Source organism: Bacillus sp. ISL-75 (genome assembly GCF_018613095.1).
On sequence record NZ_JAGGQX010000047.1, the window covers coordinates 1 to 24708 of the forward strand.

The window sequence follows — 24708 nt, forward strand, 5'->3', positions numbered from 1 at the left end:
AAAAGACTGGATGAAACCGTTCATCCTTTTGCAATTGGGTTAAATCCTGGCGATGTCCGCGTTACCACCAAATATGACGAAAATGACTTTCGGACAGCAGTTTTTGGTACGATTCATGAAGGCGGTCATGCTTTATATGAACAGAATGTTTCTAAAGACTTGATTGGGACTCCTCTTTGTTCAGGAACATCAACTGGAATTCACGAATCTCAGTCTCTTTTTTATGAGAACATCCTTGGACGAAGTTTACCATTTTGGAAAAATAACTACGATCTTTTAAAAGAATATGCAAATGGTCAATTTGACCAAGTGGAAATTGAAGAATTCTATCGGGCTATAAACGAATCTAAACCGTCATTCATTAGAATTGAAGCAGATGAATTAACATACCCGCTCCATGTTATAATCCGCTATGAAATTGAAAAAGGCTTATTCAATGATGAGATTGATGTGAAGGATTTACCGACTATTTGGAATGACAAGTACGAAGAATACTTAGGAATTCGTCCTGAAAATGATGCACAGGGAGTTCTTCAAGATGTCCATTGGGCAGGAGGCAGCTTTGGTTATTTCCCATCTTATGCTTTAGGCTACATGTATGCAGCACAATTTAAGCATAAAATGATGGATGATCTTCCAAATTTTGATCAATTAGTCGAAGACGGTACCATTCTGCCGATAAAAGAATGGCTGACCGAAAATATTCACCAATATGGAAAAATGAAAAAACCGCTTGAAATCTTACAAGATGTTACAGGAGAAGGACTAAATCCTAAATATTTAATTGATTATCTTTATGAGAAATATAGAAAGATTTATTTGTTAAATGAAAAAGGCTCATTGTGATTAAAGCAATGTAACAATGATACAAAAAGGCTTCAATCGATGAGATTGAAGCCTTTTCTGCGGATCTATTAATTGCTATTTACTCCAAGTCTGAAATCCTTTTGAACCTGGAGGGGCATTTTGAATAATATCGATAAACGGAATCGTGTAAGCAAAAAGAATAAGGGCTGCTGCAATTCCAAGCCACAATTTCCAGTTTTCAAATACCATTGGTGCTTTTTCTTCAAGATTTTCTGCAACAGCAACAGGGAATTCTTCTTCCCCTTTTGGAGCAAAGAAGGCAAGATTGATAAATATGATAATAACCAGAATAATTCCTAGGAATAAAATGGTCCCGCCGACTGCTTGAGCGATTTGATAAGGAATCCATTCGCCCCGCCGTATGTAGAGAAAGCGGAACGTCTTGGACCGCCAAGGAGACCTTGGAAGTGCATTGCACCTGACATGAATGCCATTCCAATAAACCAAACCCATGCTTGGATTATTCCTAATTTATTCATTGCTTTGGTCAATTTGCGTCCAGTTAAATGTGGTACCAACCAATAGGAGATCCCAAAGAACGTTAATACAACCGATGTTGCAGCAGTTAAATGGAAGTGACCTGTCACCCAAATAGTATTATGAACTACCTGGTCCATTTGGTTGGATGCATTGATAATACCACCAGCTCCAGCAGGAATAAATGATGCCATACCAATAAATGGAACTGTGAAACGAGCATCTCCCCATGGCAGAACCTTAAACCAGCCAAACAGGCCTTTTGCTCCTTTTGAGCGACCATATCTCTCGAAGGTTGCGAAAAGAGAGAAGGCAGTCATTAACGATGGAATAATAACCATGAATGTTAAGATAACCTGTAAGAACTTCCAGACAGGGTCAATACCTGGCTCTGTTAATTGATGGTGAAAACCAACCGGAATCGAGAATAGCAGGAACAAAATAAATGACAAACGTGCTAATGAATCAGAGAAAATTTTCCCACCAATAATTTTCGGGATAATTGCATACCAACACATATATGCAGGCAATAACCAGAAATAAACAAGTGGATGCCCAAAATACCAGAATAAAGTCCGACTTACTAACACATCAACAGTATCAACTAATCCAAGCGACCAGGGAAGTAATTGGAATAATACTGTTGCGGCAACTCCAAGAGTAGCGATAATCCACATGACTGTATTTATAACAGCCATAAAGCTTAATAACGGACTCGGCTGCCCAGGATTATTCTTCCTCCATTTTGCATAGGTCATGATTTGTGAGGCACCATCAATCCAACTTCCTATAACGACAAAGGTTAAGCCTAAGTAAAATATCCAATGGGCTTTAAGTGGTGCATAAAAAGTGTAAAGTACGGATGCTTCCTTAAGTAAAACCATGGTAGCTGCCATTAAGGTACCGACTAACATGATCCAAAAACCGATCCAGCCAGTGCGGCGAGCAGCATTTGAATGCCCGCCAGTGGTTCTGCTTACGGCAGCATACTGAAATCCCATAATAAAAAATGTCGTTAAAACCAATCCCATTAAAACACCATGGACGGTTAAGATTTGGTAGTAATCAATTCCCCATGGAAGTTCCCATTTACCGGAACGGACAAGGGTTTGTAATAGCCCCATTAAACCACCAAGTGCAAGTGCAGAGAAGGCAACAAAAAAGTGGGCCATTGAAAGCTTTGCATCACGAGGATCAACTTTTACTTTTGCTGCTGTCGAGTTAGCCATTATTTTACCACCTCAATCATCGAACTCATTAAATGGTGCCCAGCACCACAATATTCATTACAAACAATTAAATATTCTCCAGCTTTATCAAACGTGGTTGTATATTCGCTGACATAACCAGGTTCAAGCATCATGTTAATATTTGTTCCAGCTACTTCAAACCCGTGGACAACATCTTTGGTTGTAGCTATAACTTTTACCTTTGCCCCAACTGGTACTTCCACTTTCACTGGATTATAGGAGAACGCTGCAGCTACATAAACTAATTCATAGTCCCAATCTTTACCTTCAACCTTATGTAATCCTGGTTTATCAAATGGTTTTGTTTGATCGACCTTATCCACATTAATCGTAGTTAAACAACTTGGAGGCTTGTTACCAAGATAGAATGCGCTTACACCCACAACTGTCAAAAATACTACCAGTGCACTAATTCCGAAAGTTAGCCAAATCTTCTCGAACTTATGCATATGCATAATTCTTTCCCCCTTCAATTATTAAAAGCGTTCAACAAATAGGTAATAGACACTTACCCAAGTGACAACAATAAAAGCTCCCAAAAAGAAAACGGACGCTAATGTCCCTTTAAGAGAAGAGCTGTCTTCGATTTCTGTTTTTTGGTTTGTTTTAAGTTCCGCCTTCGCCATCCCCCTGCACTCCCTTCAGAGTAGTTAAAATAAATGATTAGTTCTCTTTCATAATACAAAACAATTGTGAAGAAAAAATAACAAAATTAGCAGTTCACAAAATGTTCATTCCTAAGATATCTACTATGTTAATATTATAAAATTGATGTAACAGTGATTTATATCACAATTGCCAGGGGGTATTTGTGACTAAAATGTGAAATATCACACTTTATCAGTGATAAAAGTAATTGAATAATCATTCACACACGAAATTAACCACCCTTTTTGAAATGAATGTCACACTTTGGAATCCTATAAATATGATATTAAGAAATTCATATTTTCCTTCAGAAAAGAGTGTGTTTTTGTGGAAAAATATTATTGTGATAATTGCCGCCTTTTGTATGACCAGGTAGAAATCTGTAAAATCTGCGGAACATTAGTAAAAAATAAAATTAAAATTGAAGTTCAAAAACAACCCGATAAAAAATAAGTTAAAAAAATATTTATAAGTATTTTTCTTGCTGTTTAATAAGAACTTCTGAACTGGAAATCATTAGTTAATGAATGAAATCAGTATCCATTATATAATTTAAGAGCACAGCAACAACCTTCAAAACGTTTGCTTCCCAGAGTGGAAACTTTTGGTTTCCTCTTCATATAGGGAAGCTTTTTTTTGCTTTCTGAAACTCTGGAATAAAAACCTTGAAACTGGAAAAAATACCCTTACATAGATTGAAGGAGAAAAAACATGCCTACAATTATTTCAGTTGCAGAGGTTACTCCCCCTTTTGAAGTTAACCAAAATCAAGCTTTGGAGTTTGCACGAGAGCTTTTCTCAGATTCATTTAAGGATATTGAAAGACTTTTACGAGCTTTTCAAAATGGACAAATTGAAAAAAGACATTTTGTTAAAAATCTCGATTGGTTTAAAGAAGAACATACTTTTGAAGAAAAAAATTCTGCATATATTGAATCTGCGGTGACACTTGGAAAAGAAGCAATCGAGAAGTGTTTAAATAATAAGGATTACTTAAAGCGAAATATTAATTACCAAGAAATTGACATCATTTTTTTTATTTCAACCACGGGGATGGCCACACCTAGTATCGAAGCGAGGATCATGAATCTCCTCCCGTTTAATTCACACACAAAGAGGGTACCTATTTGGGGACTTGGCTGTGCAGGCGGTGCTGCTGGTCTATCGAGAGCCTATGAATATTGTCTTGCCTTTCCAAAAGCAAAGGCCCTAGTACTCTCAGTTGAGCTTTGCAGCCTAACGTTTCAGCGTAATGATCTTTCGAAAAGTAATTTAATCGGAACTTCTTTGTTTGCCGATGGTGTAGCCTGTGCCTTGGTTTGCGGTGATGATTCATACTCTTCAGATTTCAGGAAGAAGCCGATTTCCCCCTCCATCATTGCTACACAGTCCACTCTTATGCCGAACTCTTTAGATGTGATGGGCTGGGCTATTAGGAGCACGGGGCTGTTTGTTGTATTTTCTCGGGATATCCCCCAGATCATAGAGGATTGGTTAAAGCCGAATGTAAGTGGATTTTTAGGTGAACATCAAATCAATCTTGAACAAATAGACTATTTTATTGCTCATCCGGGTGGGAGAAAAGTGATAGATGCCTATGTAAAATCATTAGAGTTACCTCCATCCATGACTGACGTTTCACTTGAAGTGTTAAAACAATTTGGGAATATGTCTTCAACAACGATATTTTATGTGCTGAAACGTTACATGGAGATGGATATTCCTCAGGATGCTTTAGGACTTGGTACCGCGCTTGGACCTGGTTTCAGTTCCGAACTGCTTTTATTTAGGTGGGAGTAAAATGAAAGATATTATCTCATTTCTGATATTAGTTGGATTTATCGGCCTTCAGCGGATTGTTGAGTTAAGAATAGCAAAAAGCAATGAAAAGTGGATGAAGAAACGGGGGGCCATTGAATTTGGCGAAAAGCATTATCGATATATGGTGACGATGCATGCGTTGTTTTTTATTTTCTTAAGTTGTGAAAAAATTTTCATGAATTTAGGTCTATCTCCTTTATGGTGCATCCTAATAATTGTTTTTCTTATAGCCCAGCTATTAAGAATATGGGCGATTGCATCACTAGGAAGGTTTTGGAATACAAAAGTTATTGTCTTAAGAAATGCGAATGTGATTAGAAAGGGACCATACCGTTTTATCAGACATCCCAATTATTTAGTTGTTGCGGTTGAACTGGCTGTTGTTCCATTGTTGTTCAACGCTTATTTTACAGCTAGTTTATTTACGATATTAAATATCATCGTGCTTAGGATTCGTATACCTGAGGAGGAACAGGCACTTAGGGAGCTGACGGAATATGAAGGGACATTTCAGGATTGTAATCGTTTTCTACCTAAAGTTGTTAAATAATTGTGACAGTTAGAAATGGGCTATTGAAAATGATTATCACCTATGTTAAACTTTGGTTATCGATGAAAATCATTCTCAATGAAGTCTGATAAGGAAGGTGTTACAATTGACTTTTGCTTTAGTTGGTGGAACGGTTATTATTTATGCATTTGTCATGAAGCACGTCTTAAAAAACGTTACACATTAAATTAATAGTGTATTTTGGGAGCCAGGGTCTTGCACCTTGGCTTTTTGTTGTTTTTGGAAGAAATTTGTTTTAAGTAAAAGAAGTGTCAAGATAGGAAAAGTTTGAATTATCGTATAAAATAAAAAATATTACAAAGTTGCTAAGGGGAATAAGTAAATGGTGAAAATAGCCAATCAAGAAGAAACCATTCAAACACTAAAAACTAAAATCGTTTCAGTATTTGAATATATAAACGAACAAGAAGATTATGAAAATGCGGAAAAAATAAAACAACTAGCAAAGAAGCTGAAGAACAAAGAGTTTATGATTGCATTTTGTGGCCATTTCTCTGCAGGGAAATCGACAATGATCAATCAACTCGTTGGAGAGAATTTACTTCCATCTAGTCCAATTCCGACAAGTGCAAACTTAGTGAAAGTAAAAGCTGGAGAAGAATATGCAAAGGTCTTTTTCAAAAATGAAAAGCCTCGCATCTATTTAGCTCCGTATGATTATGAATTAGTCAAAAATTATTGCAAAGACGGCGATCAAATTGAAGAAATTGAAATTAGTCACAGTGAAACAGGGTTACCCGATCATACGGTAATCATGGATACACCTGGTATTGATTCTGCTGATGATGCCCACCGGATTGCAACCGAATCAGCAATTCATCTTGCCGATATCGTTCTATATGTCATGGATTTTAACCACGTCCAAGCAGAGTTGAATTTTTTATTTACAAAGGAATTAACCCAAGCTGGAAAAGAAGTTTATTTAGTAATTAACCAAATTGATAAACACAATGATGAAGAACTGAGCTTCGATGAGTTTCAAAACAGTGTGGTTGATTCGTTTGCATCTTGGGGAGTGAAACCAGCAAGAATTTTTTATACTTCTTTGAAAAATAAAAACCATGCCTTCAATGAATTCAATGATCTTCAGGAATTTATTACAGACAAATTGGCTTCTAAAGACCAATTATTAATACCATCGGTTTTTCATTCCTTAAAAAAAATTACCCAAGATCATATTGCTCAATTAAGAAAATTAGATGAGCGTGAGCTAAGACCTATCGTTGAGGTATTGAATGAATTAACTGAGGAAGAAAGAAGTGAATTATCCAATAGTTCTCGAGAAATGGAAGGAAACCTCCAGACTTTAAAAGAGGGGGTAATCGGAACAGAGAAGGAATTTGATCATCAAATTGCCCAAATACTAAAAAACGCATACCTCATGCCATTTCAAACCAGAGAGTTAGCGGAGAGTTATTTGGAATCATGTCAACCGGAATTCAAAGTTGGATTCATATTTTCCAAGCAAAAGACGTTGGATGAGAAGAATGTGAGGCTTGAACGCTTTCATCATGATATCCATGATAAAACAAAATCTCAGCTCGAGTGGCACCTACGCGAATATTTACTACGCACCTTAAAGGAAACGGGTCTTGACGGGGGAGATTTACAGAGCTTGGCGCAGTCTTATTCAATCGACGTGCAGGCAAACCTTTTATCCGATACTGTTAAAACTGGTGCACGAGTATCAGGAGAATATGTCTTACATTACACAGAAGACGTGGCTAATGAAATTAAAAAAATGGCACGACAAAAACTGGCTATTTTTAAGGAAGAGTTCCTAAAAGCATTAAAGCAGCAAACATCTAAATTAATTGGACAGTATGAACAGGAACTAAGCAAAAACGATCGATACCTAAATGCCTTGTCAGAACTAGAAAAGGTTAAGCAGAATGCTAAGTTGAAGGAAACAAAGATCGAAGAGTTATTAACACAAGATGATATTTTACAAGAAGATATTTATCATCTTTTTAGTCAGGACGAAGAAGAATATGAAGTGGTCAAAACACAGCTAAAGTCTCAAAACGGAAGTAGCAACATGAAAAACGATTTGAAAGGCAAAGTGATTGAGGGTGCGAAAAATGATCCAAAGGTATTTCCATCAGGCAATCATTTAGAGAGAACCGTCGAACGTCTAGTAAATACTTCATCCTTAATTAGAGACCTCCCTGGTTTTTATAAGCTTTCTAAAGAATTATCCGAAAAAGCGGAAAGACTCGAAAACAAGGGATTTACCGTAGCATTATTTGGAGCATTCAGTGCAGGCAAATCTTCTTTTGCCAATGCACTTATGGGTGCTAAGATCCTGCCTGTTTCACCCAATCCAACGACTGCAGCCATTAACAAAATTAAACCTGTTACGGAAAGACATCCGCATGGCACCGTGCTTGTTAAGTTTAAGGAAGCGTCAGCCATGCTTGAAGATGTAAATCGCTCATTAAGGGTTTTTGAACTCCAAGCAGATGATTTTGATGGTGCGGTCAAAAAAATTGACCAGGTTATGCTTCAAAAACAGCAAGAAGACGGTGTCTTGGAGAAGACACATATTGCTTTCTTACAGGCATTTACTAGAGGTTATCAATCATTTGGTAATTCTTTGGGGATCGTTCTTGAAACAGACTTAAGTGAATTTGCCGATTTCGTTGCTAATGAAGAAAAATCCTGCTACGTGGAATGGATTGAGCTCTACTACGAATGCGAGTTAACTAATAAAGGAATTACTCTGGTTGATACACCCGGAGCGGATTCTATCAATGCCCGCCATACAGGTGTCGCTTTTGATTACATTAAAAATTCGGATGCATGTTTTTTTGTTACCTATTACAATCATGCATTTTCTAAAGCAGATCGTGAATTTTTAATCCAGCTTGGACGTGTAAAGGAATCCTTTCAAATGGATAAAATGTTCTTTATTATTAATGCCATTGACCTTGCTGAGAATGAAGAAGAAAAGGAAACCGTTATTGAATATGTCGAGGAGCAGCTTAGCAAATATGGAATAAGAAATCCTCATCTCTATCCTGTATCAAGCTTGCTGGCGTTAAAAGAAAAGGAGACACCAAATCCTATTTCGGAATCTGGAATGGCTAACTTTGAGCAGGCCTTTTATCATTTTATTACTAATGAACTAACGGAAATGGCTATTTCCTCTGCAGAAAAAGAAATAACCAGGGTTTATGATTTAATTGATAAACTTATCAAAAGTTCACAGGAAGACCAAACTGTTAAAGAGAGAAAACGCGGGACTATTGAAAAACAAAAAGCAGTTATCTTAGTTTCATTGGAAAACCAAACGATTGAAAACTTGCAAAATCGTTTGTACCAGGAAGCAGAAGAGTTAGTTTATTACATTAAACAAAGAGTCTTCCTCCGCTTTGGCGATTTCTTTAGGGAGTCATTTAATCCCGCCATTCTAAAGGATGATGGTCGTCATTTGAAAAAAGTATTACTAGCTGCACTGGATGAATTTCTCGAAAGTCTAGGCTTTGATTTTGCTCAGGAATTGCGGGCAACGACAGTTCGCCTGGAAAGATTTGCCGAAAAGCAATTGGCTGATTACCAATCAGGTCTCATCAGAAATTTACAAGAAATCAATCAAGACCTTTCCTTTTCAGCATTTGAAGTGAAGCATCAACAAGCAATCGAATTTCCTATCGCTTTTAAAGATATGAATAAACAATTATTTGCTAAAGCCTTATCGTACTTTAAAAATCCAAAATCATTTTTTGAAAAAAATGAAAAAAAATTCATGAGTGATGAACTGTATCAAGTGCTGAATTTGCCTGCAGATGAATATTTATCGAATGGAGCTCACCGTTTAAAAACACATTATTCAGATGAAATAACAAAGGAATTCAATCGCCTATTAGAACAAATGAACGAACAAGTAAATGATTTTTATTTGAGTTATCTTTCAGCCTTAGATGGCGGAATTTCTATTGAATATTTAAGGGATATACAAAAAAACTTATAAAGTATTAATCCATGACGAGGAGGAAGCTGCGTGAAATTTGTTAAAGACAAAGAATGGTTATTGAAAAGCTTAACCGAGAGAAATGTCAGGGTTGTGGATTGCAGGTTTTCATTAGCTGAACCAGAAAAAGGGAGACAGGAATATTTAAAAGGTCATTTACCTAGCGCAGTTTTCTTTGATTTAGAAAAAGATTTATCAAGTCCAGTTCAAGTCCATGGCGGACGGCATCCTTTGCCTAGACTTGAGGAATTTATCATGAAACTTGAGAAAGAGGGGATTAGTGAAAACACAGTCGTTGTCGCCTATGATACTGGTGAAGGGGCGTATGCAGCCCGCTTTTGGTGGCTGCTTCAATACCTTGGTCATGAAAATGTTTATGTACTTGATGAGGGATTTAATGGATGGGTAGCAGCAAATTATCCAGTAACAAAAGATATTCCTTCATTTGAAAAGGTGAAATTCCATTGCAACTTAAAGCCGGAATTACTAGCAACTACAGAAGAAGTAAAAGAAGTAGTCGAAAAACAGCTGGAAAACAAGATATTAATCGATTCAAGGGAATCAAAAAGATATCTAGGGCTAGAAGAACCGATTGATAAAAAAGCCGGTCACATCCCTGGTGCCATAAATAAGCCGTGGATGGAGGGGATTCGCGGCGGGCGATATAAACAAGCTGAGGAACAGAGACAAAGGTTTTCAGATATCCAACCTAATATGGATATTATTGTTTACTGTGGGTCTGGGGTCACGGCCACACCTAATTACCTGGCATTAAAGGAGGCTGGTTTTAATAAAGTAAAGCTTTATGCCGGAAGCTTTAGTGATTGGATCTCTTATGCCGATCATAAAATAGAATAATCTTTCAGGCCAACTTATGTTATAATGGATAGCGTGTTGTTTTTTAACGACACCAAATAAGGAGGTCCAATATGACTAATCAGAAGCCTTCACTTATGCTTGTTGATGGAATGGCGTTGCTATTCCGAGCTTTTTACGCTACGGCAGTTACAGGACAATTTATGATAAATTCAAATGGAACACCGACCAATGGAATTCATGGCTTTGTTAAGCATTTATTCACGGCAGTTTCATCATTTAAACCTTCCCATCTCGCAGTTTGTTGGGATATGGGCAGTAAGACCTTTCGTACTGAATTATTCTCAGATTATAAAGGTAATCGCGGTGAAGCTCCGATAGAGCTTATCCCGCAATTTGATTTAGTAAAAGAAGTGGTTGCCTCCTTTGATATCCCCAATATTGGATTAGCAGGCTATGAAGCAGATGACTGCATTGGAACAATCGCTAATCAATCAAAGGACTTTGCCGATGTGTCCATCCTAACCGGTGATCAGGATATGCTGCAACTGCTTGATGATAGTATTTCTGTTATTTTGTTGAAAAAAGGTTATGGAAATTACCTGGTTCATACACCAGATTCCTTCTTTGAAGAAAAAGGAATTACTCCGCGGCAGATGATTGATTTAAAAGCCCTCATGGGGGACCCTAGCGATAATTATCCTGGCGTAAAAGGGATAGGAGAGAAGACAGCTCTTAAGCTCTTACAGGAGTTTGAACATATTGAGGGCATTATCTCTAATTTAGATCGATTATCAAAGTCAAATAAGACTAAAATTGAGCAGGATTTAGACATGCTCCATTTGTCGAGACTGCTTGCTGAAATAAAGTGTGATGTTCCAGTGAGCTGTTCATTGGATGATGCAGGACTTCGTATTGAAAAAGAAAAAGCATTGAATAAGTTAATGGAATTAGAACTTCGTGGATTGCAAAGGCTCTTGCCAATAGACGAAGCGTATGTTTCCTGAAAAAATAAGGTTGTCCACTAGAGACAACCTTATTTTTTATGGATAAACATACAGGAATTCTTGTCTTACTAATAATAAGATATAAAAAACAGTGGTCACAAAGGGGGTGCTACATTCGAAAAGTATACACTGGATCATCAAACATTAGGTAAGGGTGCGACAAGCCTTGTCTTTTTTGGTCTGAATCAACGAAATGAAAGGGTAGTAATAAAAAAGGTTGATAGCAGAAGAGAAGCAGAACAAGAGAGCGATATACTAAGAAGCTTACCGGTTCATAAACATATCATCACCTGGCTAGATTTTTTTGAGGATGAACATAAAGGGTATATTGTTTTAGAATATCACGAAGGGGGAAGGCTTGGGCATTACAAAAAAGGGATCATCCATGATCAAGAATTAGCTGTTCAAATAACAATTAACATCCTTAAAGGGTTAAAGGTGATCCACCAACATGGCATTCTCCATTGCGATATTACTCCACATAACATTTTAATTTGTAATGAAGACCCCAAAACAGTAAAAATCATCGATTTCGGCTCTGCTGTCCGCACCAATGACTCCGGTGAATATATTGGAAATCATCGAGGGGCAACGAGATGGTATCGACCACCGGAACTTAAGAAACAAAATCATATCTTTACTGCTAATTTAAACTACTGCTCAGATTTATATAGTGCTGCATGTGTATGTTTGTACCTGTTAACTGGTTTTGCACCGTATCGAAAAAAACAGGCGTGCAAACAGATTCCCAATCAGAAATTACAAAAGGTTCTGAGAAAAGCAACAAGAAAGAATAAACTCAAACGGTATCAATCGGCACAAGAATTTATTGATGCACTTCTACCATTTTCATAAAAAGTAGTCTCTGGATATGCTTTAACAGGAAGCACAACACAATAATAATTTCCATTAAAGGAGATAATACAAGTTGAATGATTTTACCCAAATTGTCGTTACGCCGGGAAAACCAGTTCAGGTTCAAACCAATCCAACCGCCTATCCACTCATTGGAAAAGGATTACAAGGTGCAGTGTTTAAACTATCCGAAGACCGATGTGTGAAAATTTATTCAAAACAAATATATTGCCTTCGAGAAAGGCAGGTACTACAACAAACCGGTGAAAAAACAGCTATTTTACCAGAGGTTTATGAAGCGGGAGAAAATTATATTATTATGGAATACCTTACTGGTCCTTCCTTACAAGAATATTTTGAAAAATCCAAGACAATTTCCGAGGATTTAACAATTGAAATTATCAATTTAATAAAAGAACTTAGAAGTTTACAGTTTATGAGAATTGATTTCTCCTTACGACACACCATCTATGATAAGAATGGAAAGTTGAAAATCATAGACCATGTTAATTCTTTTAAAATCCAAAGGTCTTTTCCAAAACGACTTTTCAAAGACTTAAAACGATTGGGTTTATTAGTAACGTTTTTAGAGCATGTAAACAATCAAGAGCCTGACCTCTATGAACAATGGAAGAAATCGTTGAAAATAAAAGACTAATATCAGCGGGTTCTCCCATATGCCTATACAGTTTCATAGAATCATGAATAGAAATATTAAAAATGACCTGAAATGATTGAAGGTGAATGAGTAATGGATGAAAAGTCTATTGGCATTATTTTATCAAAACGGCAATGGAATAGGCTGGCCCAAGAGGAATTAAACGATGATGATTCCTATGTTTTACAATATGCAAAAGCGGGCGAAGAGTTAAATTTTGACGTACTATTTATTAATATCGAAGGATTGCTGGTAAACGAGCGTAAGGGAAATGCAATTATGATAAAGGATGAGGAGATCGTTTTACTAGGTTTCGTTGATATTCCGTCAATTATCTATAATCCCACAAATTTTCATCGTAAGAAAAACAATCGGACAATCTTTGAACTCGCACAGCAAACAGGTATAACTCTCATAAATGAAAAGAATAATATTAAGAAAAAGCATTTCCTAGAATTGATAGCAACACACCCTTCACTAAAGGATTTTAATTTAATAGCGGAAAATCAAATTCCGACTTCATTTAGTTTTTACGTTTTAGGACAAAAAGATTGCCATCATCAATGGACGACTCCGATTATTTATGCCAAGAATAATGACCAAGTATTAACCTTTAAGGAAGCCTATCTGCTACTTACCGGTGAACACCAAATGCAAGAAGAGACACAAGAATACCTTTATGAAGTAAGCAACCGTATTTTAGAAATTCTTCACTATTATTATCCAAGAATTTATGAAATTGGTCTTCAATTTGTGGGGATGGAAACTGGTGAAATTCGAATTCATTCCACTTGTCCTATCTTTACCATTGTGAAAGACATAAGTTATAGCAACAAAAAAGTAGCGGGTATGATTCTTAAGTGGCCGATTGGTCTAGCAAAAGAAATCAGGGAATTGAAAAACGATGATAAGACAATGCATACGTATAGTGGGGAAACTGATGCAACCGTTCAGGTAAGCAGTGGAGAATTACACGACGATAATATTACGCCGTTTATCAGGAAATCAAGTCAGCTTTTTGAGAATGTTTGGGTGAAATTTAAAGTTTTTCGAGACAATGAAATGATAATGAAATTACCTACCCGAATTACAGAAAGCTGGAGGGAACAACCTGGAATTGTAAAATTTGGGGTAAATGAGCAGCCATGTCACTTTGTAAATTACGAAGACGCAATTCCGCTAAGACATAATTCCTATCAAAATCCCTTAGACCTGTTTGTTTCCGACACTCTAGTAGAATCCATGCATCTTCCTGTTGACCTAGTTTATCAAATCCAATTCTCAGAGAGAAAGGCAATTATCGGTCCAACAATTGGCTTACTATTAGGTGAAAAAAATCACGTTTATAATTTGGATTATATGGAGAAATTCAATGACCGTTTTGGTGAATACCATCGCTATGGCGGAGTAACGATCGCCTTTTCAGCAAGGTCAGTCGACTGGGAAAAGAGAATTGCATATGGGATGATCTATGACCCAGTAACAAAACATTGGCGCTATGATTCTACTCCGATTCCCTCTACTATATACCGTAGAAATTTCCATCAAAAGAAAGATAATATTAGACAACTAGTGGAAATAACCAATAATAATTTATTTAACTCCTACCACTTTAAAAAATCAGATCTTTATTTATTAAAAAATACCAAAGAAATTAAACAACACTTACCTGCAACTTTCCTTTTAAATAACATGGAAGAATTAATTGACTTTTTAATAGAAAATAAGAAGATTATTTTAAAACCTGTTAGCTTATCAAGAGGACGCGGAATTTTCATACTAGAATTAAATGACGAAACAGAAGGTTTTAGTTTATACGATTATCGGAATATGACAAAGGTACAACACAGATTGAAGGATAAAGAAGGTTTACAAATATTATTAAAGGAGTTTGGAATTTTTAAACAGGAGTATTTATTTCAAACCTACATTCCGCTTTTAAAGGTAAATAATCGAGCCCTTGATGTCAGGGTTGTGATGCAGAAATATAACAAAGGGAAGTGGCAATGCACTGGAATTGAATGCAGGGTTGCTCGAGAAGATGAGGATCTAACTAATATTGCTCGGGGTGGAGAAGCGATGACATTAGAAACAGTTATCAAGAAGTCTTCTCAAGACCTCAGCTATTCGCTTGTTTATCGGAATATATTAAACCTTTGTCAAAGGTTTTGCCTCATCATGGATCAAAGAAATGACCATTTCGCCGAATTTGGTATAGATATTGCCTTAGATGAAGTGGGCTTCCCGTGGATTCTTGAAGCAAATATATATCCTAGCTTCAAAGGCTTTAAGAAATTGGATTATGATACGTATTTAAAAATTCGTTATCAACCAATGTTTTATGCAGTTCAAATTCAAGGGTTTCAAATTCTTGATGAAGATGCATTAGGAAATACTCTTCACTTCCAAGAAAGAGCATATTTATAGTCATTCACGTCCCTTTTGTTTCATTCATAAAGGGACGTTCTATTATTTTTCAGATACAATTTGGTTATATAATTGGAGGATACGGTTAGCACTTTTTTCCCATGTGAAATTTTCCTTCACTCGATCTATACTGTTAAGGCCTAACCTTTTAATTCTTTTGGGATTATTTAAGAGCTGAATAACACAATTGGATAGTTCCACTTCAATGTTTTGTGTATTGATCAAATACCCCGTCCTGCCATGTTCAATAACCTCTGGCATTCCCCCAATATTCGTTGCGATCACGGGGACACCACATGCCATTGCCTCCACATTCACTAATCCAAATGCTTCAAGTCCAATTGAGGGTACTAAAACAATCTCTGCCGCCTCAAACCAAATGTGGATTTCCGCATGTGGAATAAACGACATAAACTTGACATGCTCTGGGAAATCCTTTGCTAACGCATGCAATTTATCAACATAGCTTGTTCTTCTTTCTGAACCGTAAAATGCGCTTCCAGCAATAATTAATAGGGTGTCAGGCACCGCTTGAATAATGGAAGGCATCGCCTGAAGTATTTTATGAATGCCTTTTATTTTTCTTAAACGTCCAACAAATAAGATGATTTTCCTACCTTCGAGGTTCAATTTTTTAATGAAATTCTCTATTTTACTTTTTTGATCGATGGACCATTTCGAATGAAATTGTGTTATATCCACACCTAAATAATTAACAATGACTTTATTTTCCTCACAACCGGTTTGAACAATTAAATAGTTTTTAAGAAAATGACTGTTAACAATGATCTTATCAGCTTGATGAAGACAACTAATTAACTCTTCCTTTTCAATATGTGGACTTGAAATATACATGGTCGAGTGCAGTGATAACCAAATTGGAACTTTTTGAAACTTGTTCCGAATGATGGGAATATATTTAGGGCGATTTTCAATTTGGATGATATCAGGATTGAGTTTAGATAACTTAGTAATGACCTTTGTGAGATACCTTGTCCAATTTTGATAAGTAAATCGGATAAAAGAAATATTTCCTTGGTTTTCAATAGAGGCCATTCCTTTAGCCTTTTTTCCAAATATCGTGAAATCTACATCGTTTTGAAGAATGTTTGTTTGCATTTCTACAACTGTTTCAACTGAACTTGAACGAGAGGATGGTATTGGGAAGGAACCAGGGGTAATAATGGCTACCTTTGGTTTAGATCTCATAAAGCAAAACACCTCTTAGATTAATGTAAGTTAGTGTATTCACGTATTTAATGAATGTTTCAAATTAATTTGGGTTTTTATCTCTCCAAATACATAACTTTTGCATTTAATAGTAAGGAAGCAGTTTATTTATGTTAACTGAACGTAAACCCTATTAATAAGGCGGGGAAAATAGCTTGAAACAGCAATATATTGGAATTATAATTAGCTCGCAATTATATAGTGAACTTGACTGCGGAAAACAACCAGAAATCCTGGCTTTCTATGAGGAAGGGGGGAATATAAATAATTTAATTCCTGTGTATCTTCGTTTGGAGGATTTACTGCCTGGCGAACCAGAGATAACAGGTTATGTGATGAATAATAACGGTGTGTATCTGAAGAACACTATTCCTAAACCATTGGTGATTCATAACAAAGGGTATCATTGTACGAAGGATGCAAAGAAACAGATTAAAATGTTACTAGCTGAAGGCTTAATCATTTTTAATGAATGGAATCAATATGGGAAATACAAAACTTATAAGTTATTAATGGAATGTGTAGATATTAGACCACATCTCCCAGAAACCGTTCGTTTCAATCTTGGTAATATGGTCGAAATGATGGGAAAACATAGCGAGTTAATCATAAAACCAAGCAATGGTACATTTGGAAAACGTAACATGAGAGCTACACGCCTTAACGATACAGAATGGTTGTTATCTTATCCCCAAAAAGACATGTGGCTGGAAGAAATGTATCTTGCGGAACAATTACCTTTGAAAATAGAATCTTTGGTAACAAGCGGGTTGTATTTAATCCAAGAGAGGATTCAACTTGGTAAATATCATAATAACCCATTTGACCTTCGGGTATCAGTCCAACGAAATGGGGATGGAGAATGGCAAGTGACAGGGATGGTGGGGAAAGTAGCAAAAACAGGCAGCTTTGTTACAAATGTTGCTAGAGGCGGTATCTGCATTTCTCTTGAAGATATCCTTAGAAACCTTCCAAACCTTGATGAAAAACAGGTCGTAGCTGACGTGGAACAGTTATCCCTAATGGTTGCCAAACAGATGGGCGATCAAATTGATAACCTAGCAGATCTTGGGCTTGATGTCGGGATTACAGAAGATGGTTTTCCCATGTTTATTGAATGTAATGCCCGAGATCTAAGGTTAACGTTTCGTCATGCTTTAATGTTCGAAACATGGCGGGAAACCTACATCACCCCAATATGCTATGGGAAATATTTGTTGACTAAAAGAAGTGGCCAATAAAAAACAAAGAGGAAGTAGGTTGGTATGCAAACAATTGTCTTTATTGGAAGTAACAAATCAGGAACGAGCCGAGAAGCTCTGAGTATTTCAACAACAATGGGTTATTATACCGTTCTGTTAACGAACAGAAGAGAATTTATAAAGCAAGAGAAAGAATTCCCTGAAGTTCATCAGATGGTATATGTCGAAAATTTAATGGATAAGGAGATGATTTTTTCAATAATTAATAACCTTGAATTAGATAGAAAACAAATCTGTGCTGTTATTAGTTTCATTGATCCATTTGTCTCTTTTGCCGCGCGAATCTCGAAAAAATTAGGACTTTTTCAAATGTCCACAGATGCTTTAGCAATCATGGAGGAGAAAACTCGTTTTCGTGAACACCTTAAAACACTGCCTGTTACACCAAAGTTTACAATTTTTCAAAGAGAACAGTCTATTCAAAAATTTGTTGAGGAAAATCAATGTTATTTACCACTAATATTAAAGTCTCCTGTATCTAATGGGTCAAAGGATGTATTATTGGTTGAAGCCTGCTCAGAGTTAAAAGAAGGATTGGTGTACTTAAATAAAAAATTCCCTTCTATTCCGATACTAATTGAAGAATATTTGATTGGAACGCAGTATCTAATCGAAGTCATCGTTAAGGATGGGCTGATTGCTATGGTGGCAGTAATCGAACAAGAGGTATTAAATGGGGATCGCTTTATCATTACCGGGTATTGTTATCCGGCCGTACTAGAAAATGAGACTTTAGAGGAATTAGAAGTTGCAGTTGCAAGTATTATTCAAGCACTTGAATTAGAAAATGGAACTTGTCATTTAGAAATGAGGCTTATTGAGGGAAAGTGGAAGTTAATAGAAATAAATCCAAGAATGTCGGGCGGAGCTATGAATAAAATTATTGAAGAGGGTACTGGAATCAATTTAATTAAAGAAACACTTAAACTATTCTTAGGGCTAGATCCCGTCTTAAAAGCAACGAAAAAGACGCATGTTTATGCAAAATTTCTTACTGTTAATTCACGGGGCCGACTCATAAAAGTAACAGGAAAAACTAAAGCCTTAAATTATGATGGTGTAAAGGAAGTTTATGTGAAACCAAGAAAAGGGGCGATCTTAACAAAGCCGTATTCACTTGGTGATCGCTATGCCTATGTGATTGCCAGCGCTGATACACCTGAGCAGGCCAAGGAGATTGCATTAATAGCTTCGAAAGAAATCAAGTTTTACTTAGAGCCATTTTAAGGATGTGTTGATTTTGAAGTCGATTGGGATGCTTCACTATCGAAAAAATCCGCTAGAAGTTAAAAAAGCTTATCCCTTTGCTGCTGTCGCAAAAATGGAGGGAATCCCCTTTTTTTATTTTTCTTACAACAATGTTGATTTTAATCATTTGAAAATTAATGGCTGGGTGTATCAACATGGTGCATGGACACAAAAAATTATCGACTTTCCAACAGTCATCATTAACAACTGTAACCCTAAAACGAAAAGACAATCCGCCATTTTGAAAAAATTAAAGGAATATGCTATTTTTACAAGTTATCCTGTTGGAAATAAGCTCAAAGTATACAAAAAAATCTTTAATGCGAAAGAATTCTCCAGTTATTTGATTCCTTCCACAAAATTAAATCATCCACAAAAATTTATCTCTTTTCTCCAGAAACATTCTCGAGTTGTAATTAAACCAGTAACCGGTAATCAAGGTAAAAAAATATTATTTATCGAAAAACTTAATGAAAAGCAACTGTTCAAATTAACCGAGGGTCAGAAAGTTAGCGTACTTAACCAAAAAGAAATGGAGGTTCTAATTGAAGGGCTAGTCCTTGAGCAAAAATATTTGCTTCAGCCTTTTATTGAATGCAAAACAAAAGCCGGATTAACCTATGATTATCGCTTGCATGTTCAAAAAAATGGACGTGGTTTTTGGGAAATTACCTTAATTTATCCACGGATCAGCGGTAACGCCCAATTGATAAGCAATATTAGCAGCGGAGGGTACCGCGGTGACTTAGAAACTTTTCTTTTAGATGAATTTGGGGAAGAGTCAGATCGAATAAAGACAGTTCTAGAGCAATTTGCATTAACATTTTCTGCTCATTTCGACACATTATACGCACATTCCTTTGATGAACTGGGTATTGATGTTGGAATGGATCAACTCCAAAGGCTATGGTTATTTGAAGTCAATTGGAGGCCAGGTTGTAAGCATAGGGAATTTGAAGTGGCCAGGCGGCTTATTCCTTATTGCATCTATCTTGCGAATAGGCAAAAGCTTTAAATAGAAACTAGCTGTCTCGACAAGGGACAGCCAGTTTTTATGTTTGCGTCTATTTAGTGTTTTTTTTCTTTGCTGCATTTTCTAGTTTACTTTTTGGTTCTTCAGCGAACTCCGCATCTTGACCATATCCTTGAGGATTAACCCCTGGAGCTTTGACACCTCGATTAGTTTGACCATTTTTACCCATCTACGTTCACCTCCCACTTTTTTAGTATTTCCATGTGGAATAATAAAACACGGGCTTTCGAACAATATTAGCAGGGGTGATATGATGAACAAGGGTGTTTATTTAGCACTTTTCAGCATGGGACTAGCACAAGGGATGAAAATTCCTATACATTATTATAATAAGAAAGAATGGCGTCCAGAGTTGTTTTTTGGTACCGGTGGGATGCCTAGTTCACATTCAGCAGGGGTTTCTACATTAACAACATACATTGCAATGCAGCGTGGACTGCCAACCTTTGATTTTGCCCTTTCCCTCATCTACGGCTTAATTGTCATGTATGATGCGCAAGGGGTAAGAAGGCAAACAGGGGAGCTAACATTAAAGGTGAATTCAATGAATGAATTAATTGAAAAAATTCATAAAGAGGAAAGTGTTGAATTTAAACAGGACTCTCCAAAAAAGCTAAAAGAAATGTTAGGCCATGAGCCCGAAGAAGTTGTTGGAGGGGCAATTCTAGGTGTTTTGGTGGGAGCCATAGGTCACTTATGTACAAAAAAGAATAGAAAATTATCAAAATTTAAGTTAAGATTCTAAGGGATGTTCACAGTTTGTTGGGAGAGGGATGGCAAAGTTATTGGGAACAGTCGAAGATTATTTGCACCACTTGGAAGGAAAAGGATTTCAATTCCAAGAGGATGCAATTGGCTTTATATTTTTTGGGAAACACTACACAAATGCTTCTGATGAAATGAGTATTACAGCCATTGAACTGACATTAAAAGCGCAAAAAAGTTTTGATGGCAGTTTTTATGTATCGTTACTGGAAACATTAATTTCGAACAGGATCAACTCAAGGAAAGATGCCATTAGGTTCGTTAAAGAAAAGGAACTGTTAGCGATATAATTAGGAAAAAACTCCCTTCTCTGAAAGGGAGTTTTTTATGAGACCCTATCCTCAAAGGGCTTGTTTTTTCTAAGTAAAGGGATTTTGTTTGTTGGCATCTCAGCAAAAATCATTCCTGCAAAAATGAGGCAGCATCCAACTAAGGCACTATAGGAAAGTCTTTCATTTGCCCAATAAAAACCTGTAATCGCGGCAAATACCGGCTCCATTGCAAAAATTAACGCAACTCGTGTTGCAGAAGTGTATTTTTGAAAATTTGTTTGGATCAAAAATGCCAGTGCTGTTGCAAATATGCTTGTGATTACAAGGGCAACTAGAACATCTTGCTTGAGTAATATATGTAGATTAAATGACTTTTTCCAATCTTCAAAAAAGAAAGAGGATAAAATCGATAAAAGGGCAACTGTTGAAATTTGAATGACTGTTAACAGCAAGGTTGGATATTTATTACTAAACTTACCTGTATAGATGATCTGTAGTGCGAAACTGATGGCGCAAATGAAAACGAAACCATCACCTCTATTTAATGAAGTAACATCCGTCATCGTCAGTAGGAATAAGCCAATGGTCGCAGTTAACACGCCCAAGACAGCATTCCTGTTCGGAAACTGCTTTAATAACATCATTGAAAATATTGGAACAAGGACAACATTTAACCCTGTAATAAAGCCAGCTTTGGAAGAAGTTGTATATAAAAGGCCGATTGTTTGGGTAGCATAACCAAGGAAAAGCCAAAATCCGATAAATACACCTGATAAAAGCAGCTTTAAATTCAATTGTTTTAACTGTTTTTTTTCAAATATTACAAGGCAGAAAATCAACAAAATCGCTGCCGCAAGAAAGCGAATGCTATTAAAGGAAAACGGTTCAAGAAAATCAATCGCATTTTGGACTAACACAAAAGTGCTGCCCCAGATAATCGTTACAAGGAGCAAACTTAAATCTGCAAATATAGGTTTTTTCATGAGGTATCATTGCTCCTCGGGAATATTTTTTCTTATTGCCTGCCTTGCTAGTTCATCCGCCGCTTTATTTTCAGCACTTGGGATCCATTTCATAAAAAATAATTGAAACTTCTTTGATAAGTGTAATGCCTGTTCAAATAACGGTAAGTATAGTTTGTTTTTTACAAATTCTTTTTCTATCGCATTGTTAACTAATTGAGAGTCGGTCCGAAATGACACGACTGAATTTTCAAATCCCTTTTCTAAACATATTTCCAATGCCTTAATAAATGCATGATATTCTGCTTCATGATTCGTCATTTTTCCTAATGGAATCGAATATTTTTCTGTAATACCGTTTCCTTTAATAAATATCCCGGCCCCACTTGGTCCAGGGTTTCCGGCACTAGCCCCGTCAATATAAACCTCAATCAATTCTGTTTCCTCCATAAATGTAATATTGAAAGTTTATCATATTTCTTTTAAGTCAGAAAATATTTATTCTTATAACTACTATGAAGAAGTGGGTATGATAAGAATATATATCAGAATAGGTTAGAATGATGTAGTCGATATAGTGTCATGGAATATGTTATTTAAAAAGCCCTTGAATTCTTTTTAGAAAGGTTGAGGACATTGAACTATAGGTTAGAGTGGATGTATAAAATAAAAAGTAATGAAAAGGTACAGTTTTCCTCTGAAATGGTATCAGGTGAAACGGCTATACAAATTGGTGAAGAGCTTGAAATGACTGGGAAAGTATCTGATTTGTTTTTTTATGATGAAAAGGGAACATCATGGATATTAAAGGAAATGAAAAAGTTGATGACCGAAATTGAAGATGATCCTCATGAAATAACTGTTTACTTTGATGGAGGGTTTCAAAAGGAAACAAATCAAGCAGGTCTTGGGGCTGTAATCTTTTTTAAGCAGGGGAAGAAGAAATACCGTATACGAGCCAATGAACGGATTGATGAATTGGAAACAAATAATGAAGCAGAGTATGCTGCTTTTTATTATGCACTAAATATTTTAGAGGATTTAGGAGTTCATCATTTATCTTGTGAATTTAAAGGTGACTCCCAAGTGGTTTTAAAACAGCTGGAAGGGGATTGGCCTTGTTATGAAGATACGCTTAATAGCTGGCTTGACAGAATAGAGGGAAAAATTAAAACGCTTGGTTTAGTCCCTAAATATACGTCCATTGCTAGAAAAGATAACAAAGAAGCTGATAAATTGGCGACACAAGCATTAGAGGGAAAAGAAATTTTTGCAAAAACATTGATTCTCTAGGAAATGGGTGTGAAACTCTTGTGAAGGACTTAAACAAAAGGCAATTATTGGTTCATGTAGAATCCTTAATGGTTCAATACTGTGAAGGCTGCTTTTTACACCAGCATATGAAAAAAGAAGGTGGGCGGAGAGCAGCACACCGGTTTTGCATTTCAAAGTGTACAGTGGGAGAACAACTTCGGGAGTATGGGAAGAAACTGAGTTGAAAATTCACCTAAGTCCTGTTAGCGCCTATAAAAAAGGCTGACGAAAACGTCAGCCCTTGATTGATTATTTTAGATTATAGTTTTACAACATTAGCTGCTTGTGGTCCACGGTTTCCTTCAACGATTTCAAAAGAAACTTCTTGGCCTTCTTCTAAAGATTTGAAGCCTTCGCCAGTGATAGCGCTGAAGTGTACGAATACATCGTCGCCGCCTTCTACTTCAATAAAACCAAAACCTTTTTCATTGTTAAACCATTTTACTTTACCGTTTTGCATGTACTTCTTCCTCCTAAGCCTTTCAAGCCACCCTTATTGGTGCCAAAGATAAATATTATCATGCAGCCACTTGCTATGCATATATAGTTACATGATGCTTTAAATATACAATAATGAAAATTTACAGTCAAGGAATGACTTGTCTCTTTTATTGGAATTATGGTAGTTTCTATGAAAATATTTAAGTGTCTGATTTTGTCCGTACCCCTAACATGAAAAATACCTCTGCATCATATCTTAAATTAATCAATTAATTTACAGAGGCGGGGATAGGATGTACCGATTTTCCATTGAAGGTGATGAATGGATATTAAGATTTTCACCCCAAGTTTATATTGATTCTGATGAAAAGCAGACCATTTTATTTGCACTGCTCCATATGGGATTAGACCTAGATAATTATTCACATGGAAATGCCTTTATCATTTTTACAAAGAAAATTGGTGCAATTGTGTTTAATGTGGAGAGAATTCCATCCTTAATTTTAACAGTTTCGAATATTATCCCCGAGGATAATTGGTATAGTCAGGATCTTCCTTCAATAAAGCCGTTGAGTTAACAATAGCAAGCATAAAGGGTGATCATTTGATCACTCAGGCTGTCGAGAAACTTTCGACAGCCTCTTATTTTCTACAATAACTTTAACAATTCAACGCGTTAATTCGTTATAATATTATTAATATATAGGCTTTGCAACATGTCTGTTGATTTGCGCTCCAGGCACTTCGCTTTCCGCGGGCGTGCCGGGGAGCCTCCTCGGCGCTGAAGCGGAGGCCACTGAAAAAGTCCGAT

23 protein-coding genes and 2 pseudogenes are annotated in these 24708 nt (G+C 36.4%); 17 read left to right on the top strand and 8 right to left on the bottom strand.

The features are described from left to right. Positions 1 to 846 (top strand): annotated as a pseudogene (locus tag J7E63_RS18925) (carboxypeptidase M32); the annotation flags it as partial. A gap of 75 nt (positions 847 to 921) precedes the next feature. Here the strand turns inward: J7E63_RS18925 and J7E63_RS18930 are convergent. The 3 genes and pseudogenes from J7E63_RS18930 to J7E63_RS18940 form a co-directional block, all read right to left on the bottom strand. Continuing rightward, positions 922 to 2573: pseudogene (locus tag J7E63_RS18930) on the bottom strand (b(o/a)3-type cytochrome-c oxidase subunit 1). Then, entirely contained in the window at positions 2573 to 3049 is a 477-nt protein-coding gene (locus J7E63_RS18935) for a cytochrome c oxidase subunit II (protein WP_088088742.1), read from the bottom strand. The pseudogene J7E63_RS18930 and the gene J7E63_RS18935 overlap by 1 nt, the downstream one beginning before the upstream one ends. A 21-nt stretch (positions 3050 to 3070) precedes the next feature. Next, on the bottom strand, positions 3071 to 3220 hold the full coding sequence (locus J7E63_RS18940; protein WP_168244867.1) for a cytochrome c oxidase subunit 2A: 150 nt from the start codon (positions 3218 to 3220) through the stop codon (positions 3071 to 3073). 733 nt (positions 3221 to 3953) lie between these two features. Between J7E63_RS18940 and J7E63_RS18945 the strand changes: the two genes are divergently transcribed. The 8 genes from J7E63_RS18945 (at position 3954) to J7E63_RS18980 (ending at position 15370) form a co-directional block, all read left to right on the top strand. Next, positions 3954 to 5042: a type III polyketide synthase gene (locus tag J7E63_RS18945; protein WP_215015179.1), complete on the top strand. Its 1089-nt coding sequence runs from the start codon at positions 3954 to 3956 to the stop codon at positions 5040 to 5042. A 1-nt stretch (position 5043) separates the two neighbouring features. Continuing rightward, on the top strand, positions 5044 to 5613 hold the full coding sequence (locus tag J7E63_RS18950; protein WP_215015181.1) for an isoprenylcysteine carboxyl methyltransferase family protein: 570 nt from the start codon (positions 5044 to 5046) through the stop codon (positions 5611 to 5613). Positions 5614 to 5956: 343 nt separating this feature from the next. Then, positions 5957 to 9607 carry a dynamin family protein gene (locus tag J7E63_RS18955; protein ID WP_215015182.1) on the top strand — a complete coding sequence of 1217 codons (3651 nt, stop codon included), beginning with the start codon at positions 5957 to 5959 and terminating at the stop codon, positions 9605 to 9607. Positions 9608 to 9637: 30 nt separating this feature from the next. Further along, positions 9638 to 10465 (top strand): sulfurtransferase, encoded by an 828-nt coding sequence (locus tag J7E63_RS18960; RefSeq protein WP_215015184.1) that lies wholly within the window; start codon positions 9638 to 9640, stop codon positions 10463 to 10465. Positions 10466 to 10536: 71 nt separating this feature from the next. Beyond that, positions 10537 to 11430: a 5'-3' exonuclease gene (locus J7E63_RS18965; protein WP_215015186.1), complete on the top strand. Its 894-nt coding sequence runs from the start codon at positions 10537 to 10539 to the stop codon at positions 11428 to 11430. A 129-nt stretch (positions 11431 to 11559) separates the two neighbouring features. After that, positions 11560 to 12285: a serine/threonine-protein kinase gene (locus J7E63_RS18970; protein WP_285289953.1), complete on the top strand. Its 726-nt coding sequence runs from the start codon at positions 11560 to 11562 to the stop codon at positions 12283 to 12285. A gap of 73 nt (positions 12286 to 12358) precedes the next feature. Next, positions 12359 to 12943, top strand: coding sequence for a kinase (locus tag J7E63_RS18975; protein WP_215015189.1), 585 nt, complete (start codon positions 12359 to 12361; stop codon positions 12941 to 12943). 93 nt (positions 12944 to 13036) lie between these two features. Continuing rightward, on the top strand, positions 13037 to 15370 hold the full coding sequence (locus tag J7E63_RS18980) for a YheC/YheD family endospore coat-associated protein (protein WP_215015191.1): 2334 nt from the start codon (positions 13037 to 13039) through the stop codon (positions 15368 to 15370). A gap of 42 nt (positions 15371 to 15412) precedes the next feature. Here J7E63_RS18980 and J7E63_RS18985 read toward each other — a convergent pair whose 3' ends face one another. After that, positions 15413 to 16579 (bottom strand): glycosyltransferase family 4 protein, encoded by a 1167-nt coding sequence (locus tag J7E63_RS18985; protein ID WP_215015193.1) that lies wholly within the window; start codon positions 16577 to 16579, stop codon positions 15413 to 15415. A gap of 176 nt (positions 16580 to 16755) precedes the next feature. On the opposite strand from J7E63_RS18985, the gene J7E63_RS18990 reads away from it, so the two are divergent. From J7E63_RS18990 to J7E63_RS19000, 3 genes are read left to right on the top strand one after another with little or no spacing between them, the layout of a single operon-like run. Then, entirely contained in the window at positions 16756 to 17841 is a 1086-nt protein-coding gene (locus tag J7E63_RS18990; protein WP_215015195.1) for a YheC/YheD family protein, read from the top strand. Between the two features lie 24 nt (positions 17842 to 17865). Further along, positions 17866 to 19089 (top strand): ATP-grasp domain-containing protein, encoded by a 1224-nt coding sequence (locus J7E63_RS18995; RefSeq protein WP_215015197.1) that lies wholly within the window; start codon positions 17866 to 17868, stop codon positions 19087 to 19089. 13 nt (positions 19090 to 19102) lie between these two features. After that, the gene (locus tag J7E63_RS19000) at positions 19103 to 20125 is read left to right on the top strand and encodes a YheC/YheD family endospore coat-associated protein (protein ID WP_215015199.1); all 1023 of its coding nucleotides are present in this window, start codon (positions 19103 to 19105) and stop codon (positions 20123 to 20125) included. A gap of 49 nt (positions 20126 to 20174) precedes the next feature. On the opposite strand, the gene sspL is transcribed toward J7E63_RS19000, so the two are convergent. Then, positions 20175 to 20312, bottom strand: a complete 138-nt coding sequence (gene sspL, locus J7E63_RS19005) for a small, acid-soluble spore protein L (protein ID WP_088088727.1) — start codon at positions 20310 to 20312, stop codon at positions 20175 to 20177. 84 nt (positions 20313 to 20396) lie between these two features. On the opposite strand from sspL, the gene J7E63_RS19010 reads away from it, so the two are divergent. Together J7E63_RS19010 and J7E63_RS19015 are read left to right on the top strand one after the other, a co-directional pair. Next, the gene (locus J7E63_RS19010) at positions 20397 to 20888 is read left to right on the top strand and encodes a divergent PAP2 family protein (protein ID WP_215015207.1); all 492 of its coding nucleotides are present in this window, start codon (positions 20397 to 20399) and stop codon (positions 20886 to 20888) included. Positions 20889 to 20916: 28 nt separating this feature from the next. Continuing rightward, positions 20917 to 21198, top strand: coding sequence for a DUF6123 family protein (locus J7E63_RS19015; RefSeq protein ID WP_214997624.1), 282 nt, complete (start codon positions 20917 to 20919; stop codon positions 21196 to 21198). A 35-nt stretch (positions 21199 to 21233) separates the two neighbouring features. Here J7E63_RS19015 and J7E63_RS19020 read toward each other — a convergent pair whose 3' ends face one another. Both J7E63_RS19020 and J7E63_RS19025 read right to left on the bottom strand, forming a co-directional pair. Further along, on the bottom strand, positions 21234 to 22163 hold the full coding sequence (locus J7E63_RS19020; protein ID WP_215015201.1) for a DMT family transporter: 930 nt from the start codon (positions 22161 to 22163) through the stop codon (positions 21234 to 21236). 6 nt (positions 22164 to 22169) lie between these two features. Further along, positions 22170 to 22577: a reverse transcriptase-like protein gene (locus J7E63_RS19025; RefSeq protein WP_088088724.1), complete on the bottom strand. Its 408-nt coding sequence runs from the start codon at positions 22575 to 22577 to the stop codon at positions 22170 to 22172. Between the two features lie 201 nt (positions 22578 to 22778). Between J7E63_RS19025 and J7E63_RS19030 the strand changes: the two genes are divergently transcribed. Both J7E63_RS19030 and J7E63_RS19035 read left to right on the top strand, forming a co-directional pair. After that, positions 22779 to 23435: a reverse transcriptase-like protein gene (locus J7E63_RS19030; protein ID WP_214712448.1), complete on the top strand. Its 657-nt coding sequence runs from the start codon at positions 22779 to 22781 to the stop codon at positions 23433 to 23435. A 20-nt stretch (positions 23436 to 23455) separates the two neighbouring features. Continuing rightward, positions 23456 to 23641: a zinc-finger domain-containing protein gene (locus J7E63_RS19035; RefSeq protein WP_215015203.1), complete on the top strand. Its 186-nt coding sequence runs from the start codon at positions 23456 to 23458 to the stop codon at positions 23639 to 23641. 74 nt (positions 23642 to 23715) lie between these two features. On the opposite strand, the gene cspD is transcribed toward J7E63_RS19035, so the two are convergent. Further along, the gene (gene cspD / locus J7E63_RS19040) at positions 23716 to 23916 is read right to left on the bottom strand and encodes a cold-shock protein CspD (protein ID WP_026563856.1); all 201 of its coding nucleotides are present in this window, start codon (positions 23914 to 23916) and stop codon (positions 23716 to 23718) included. Positions 23917 to 24190: 274 nt separating this feature from the next. On the opposite strand from cspD, the gene J7E63_RS19045 reads away from it, so the two are divergent. Next, positions 24191 to 24475, top strand: a complete 285-nt coding sequence (locus J7E63_RS19045) for a hypothetical protein (protein WP_214712452.1) — start codon at positions 24191 to 24193, stop codon at positions 24473 to 24475. The last annotated feature ends 233 nt before the right edge of the window (positions 24476 to 24708 follow it).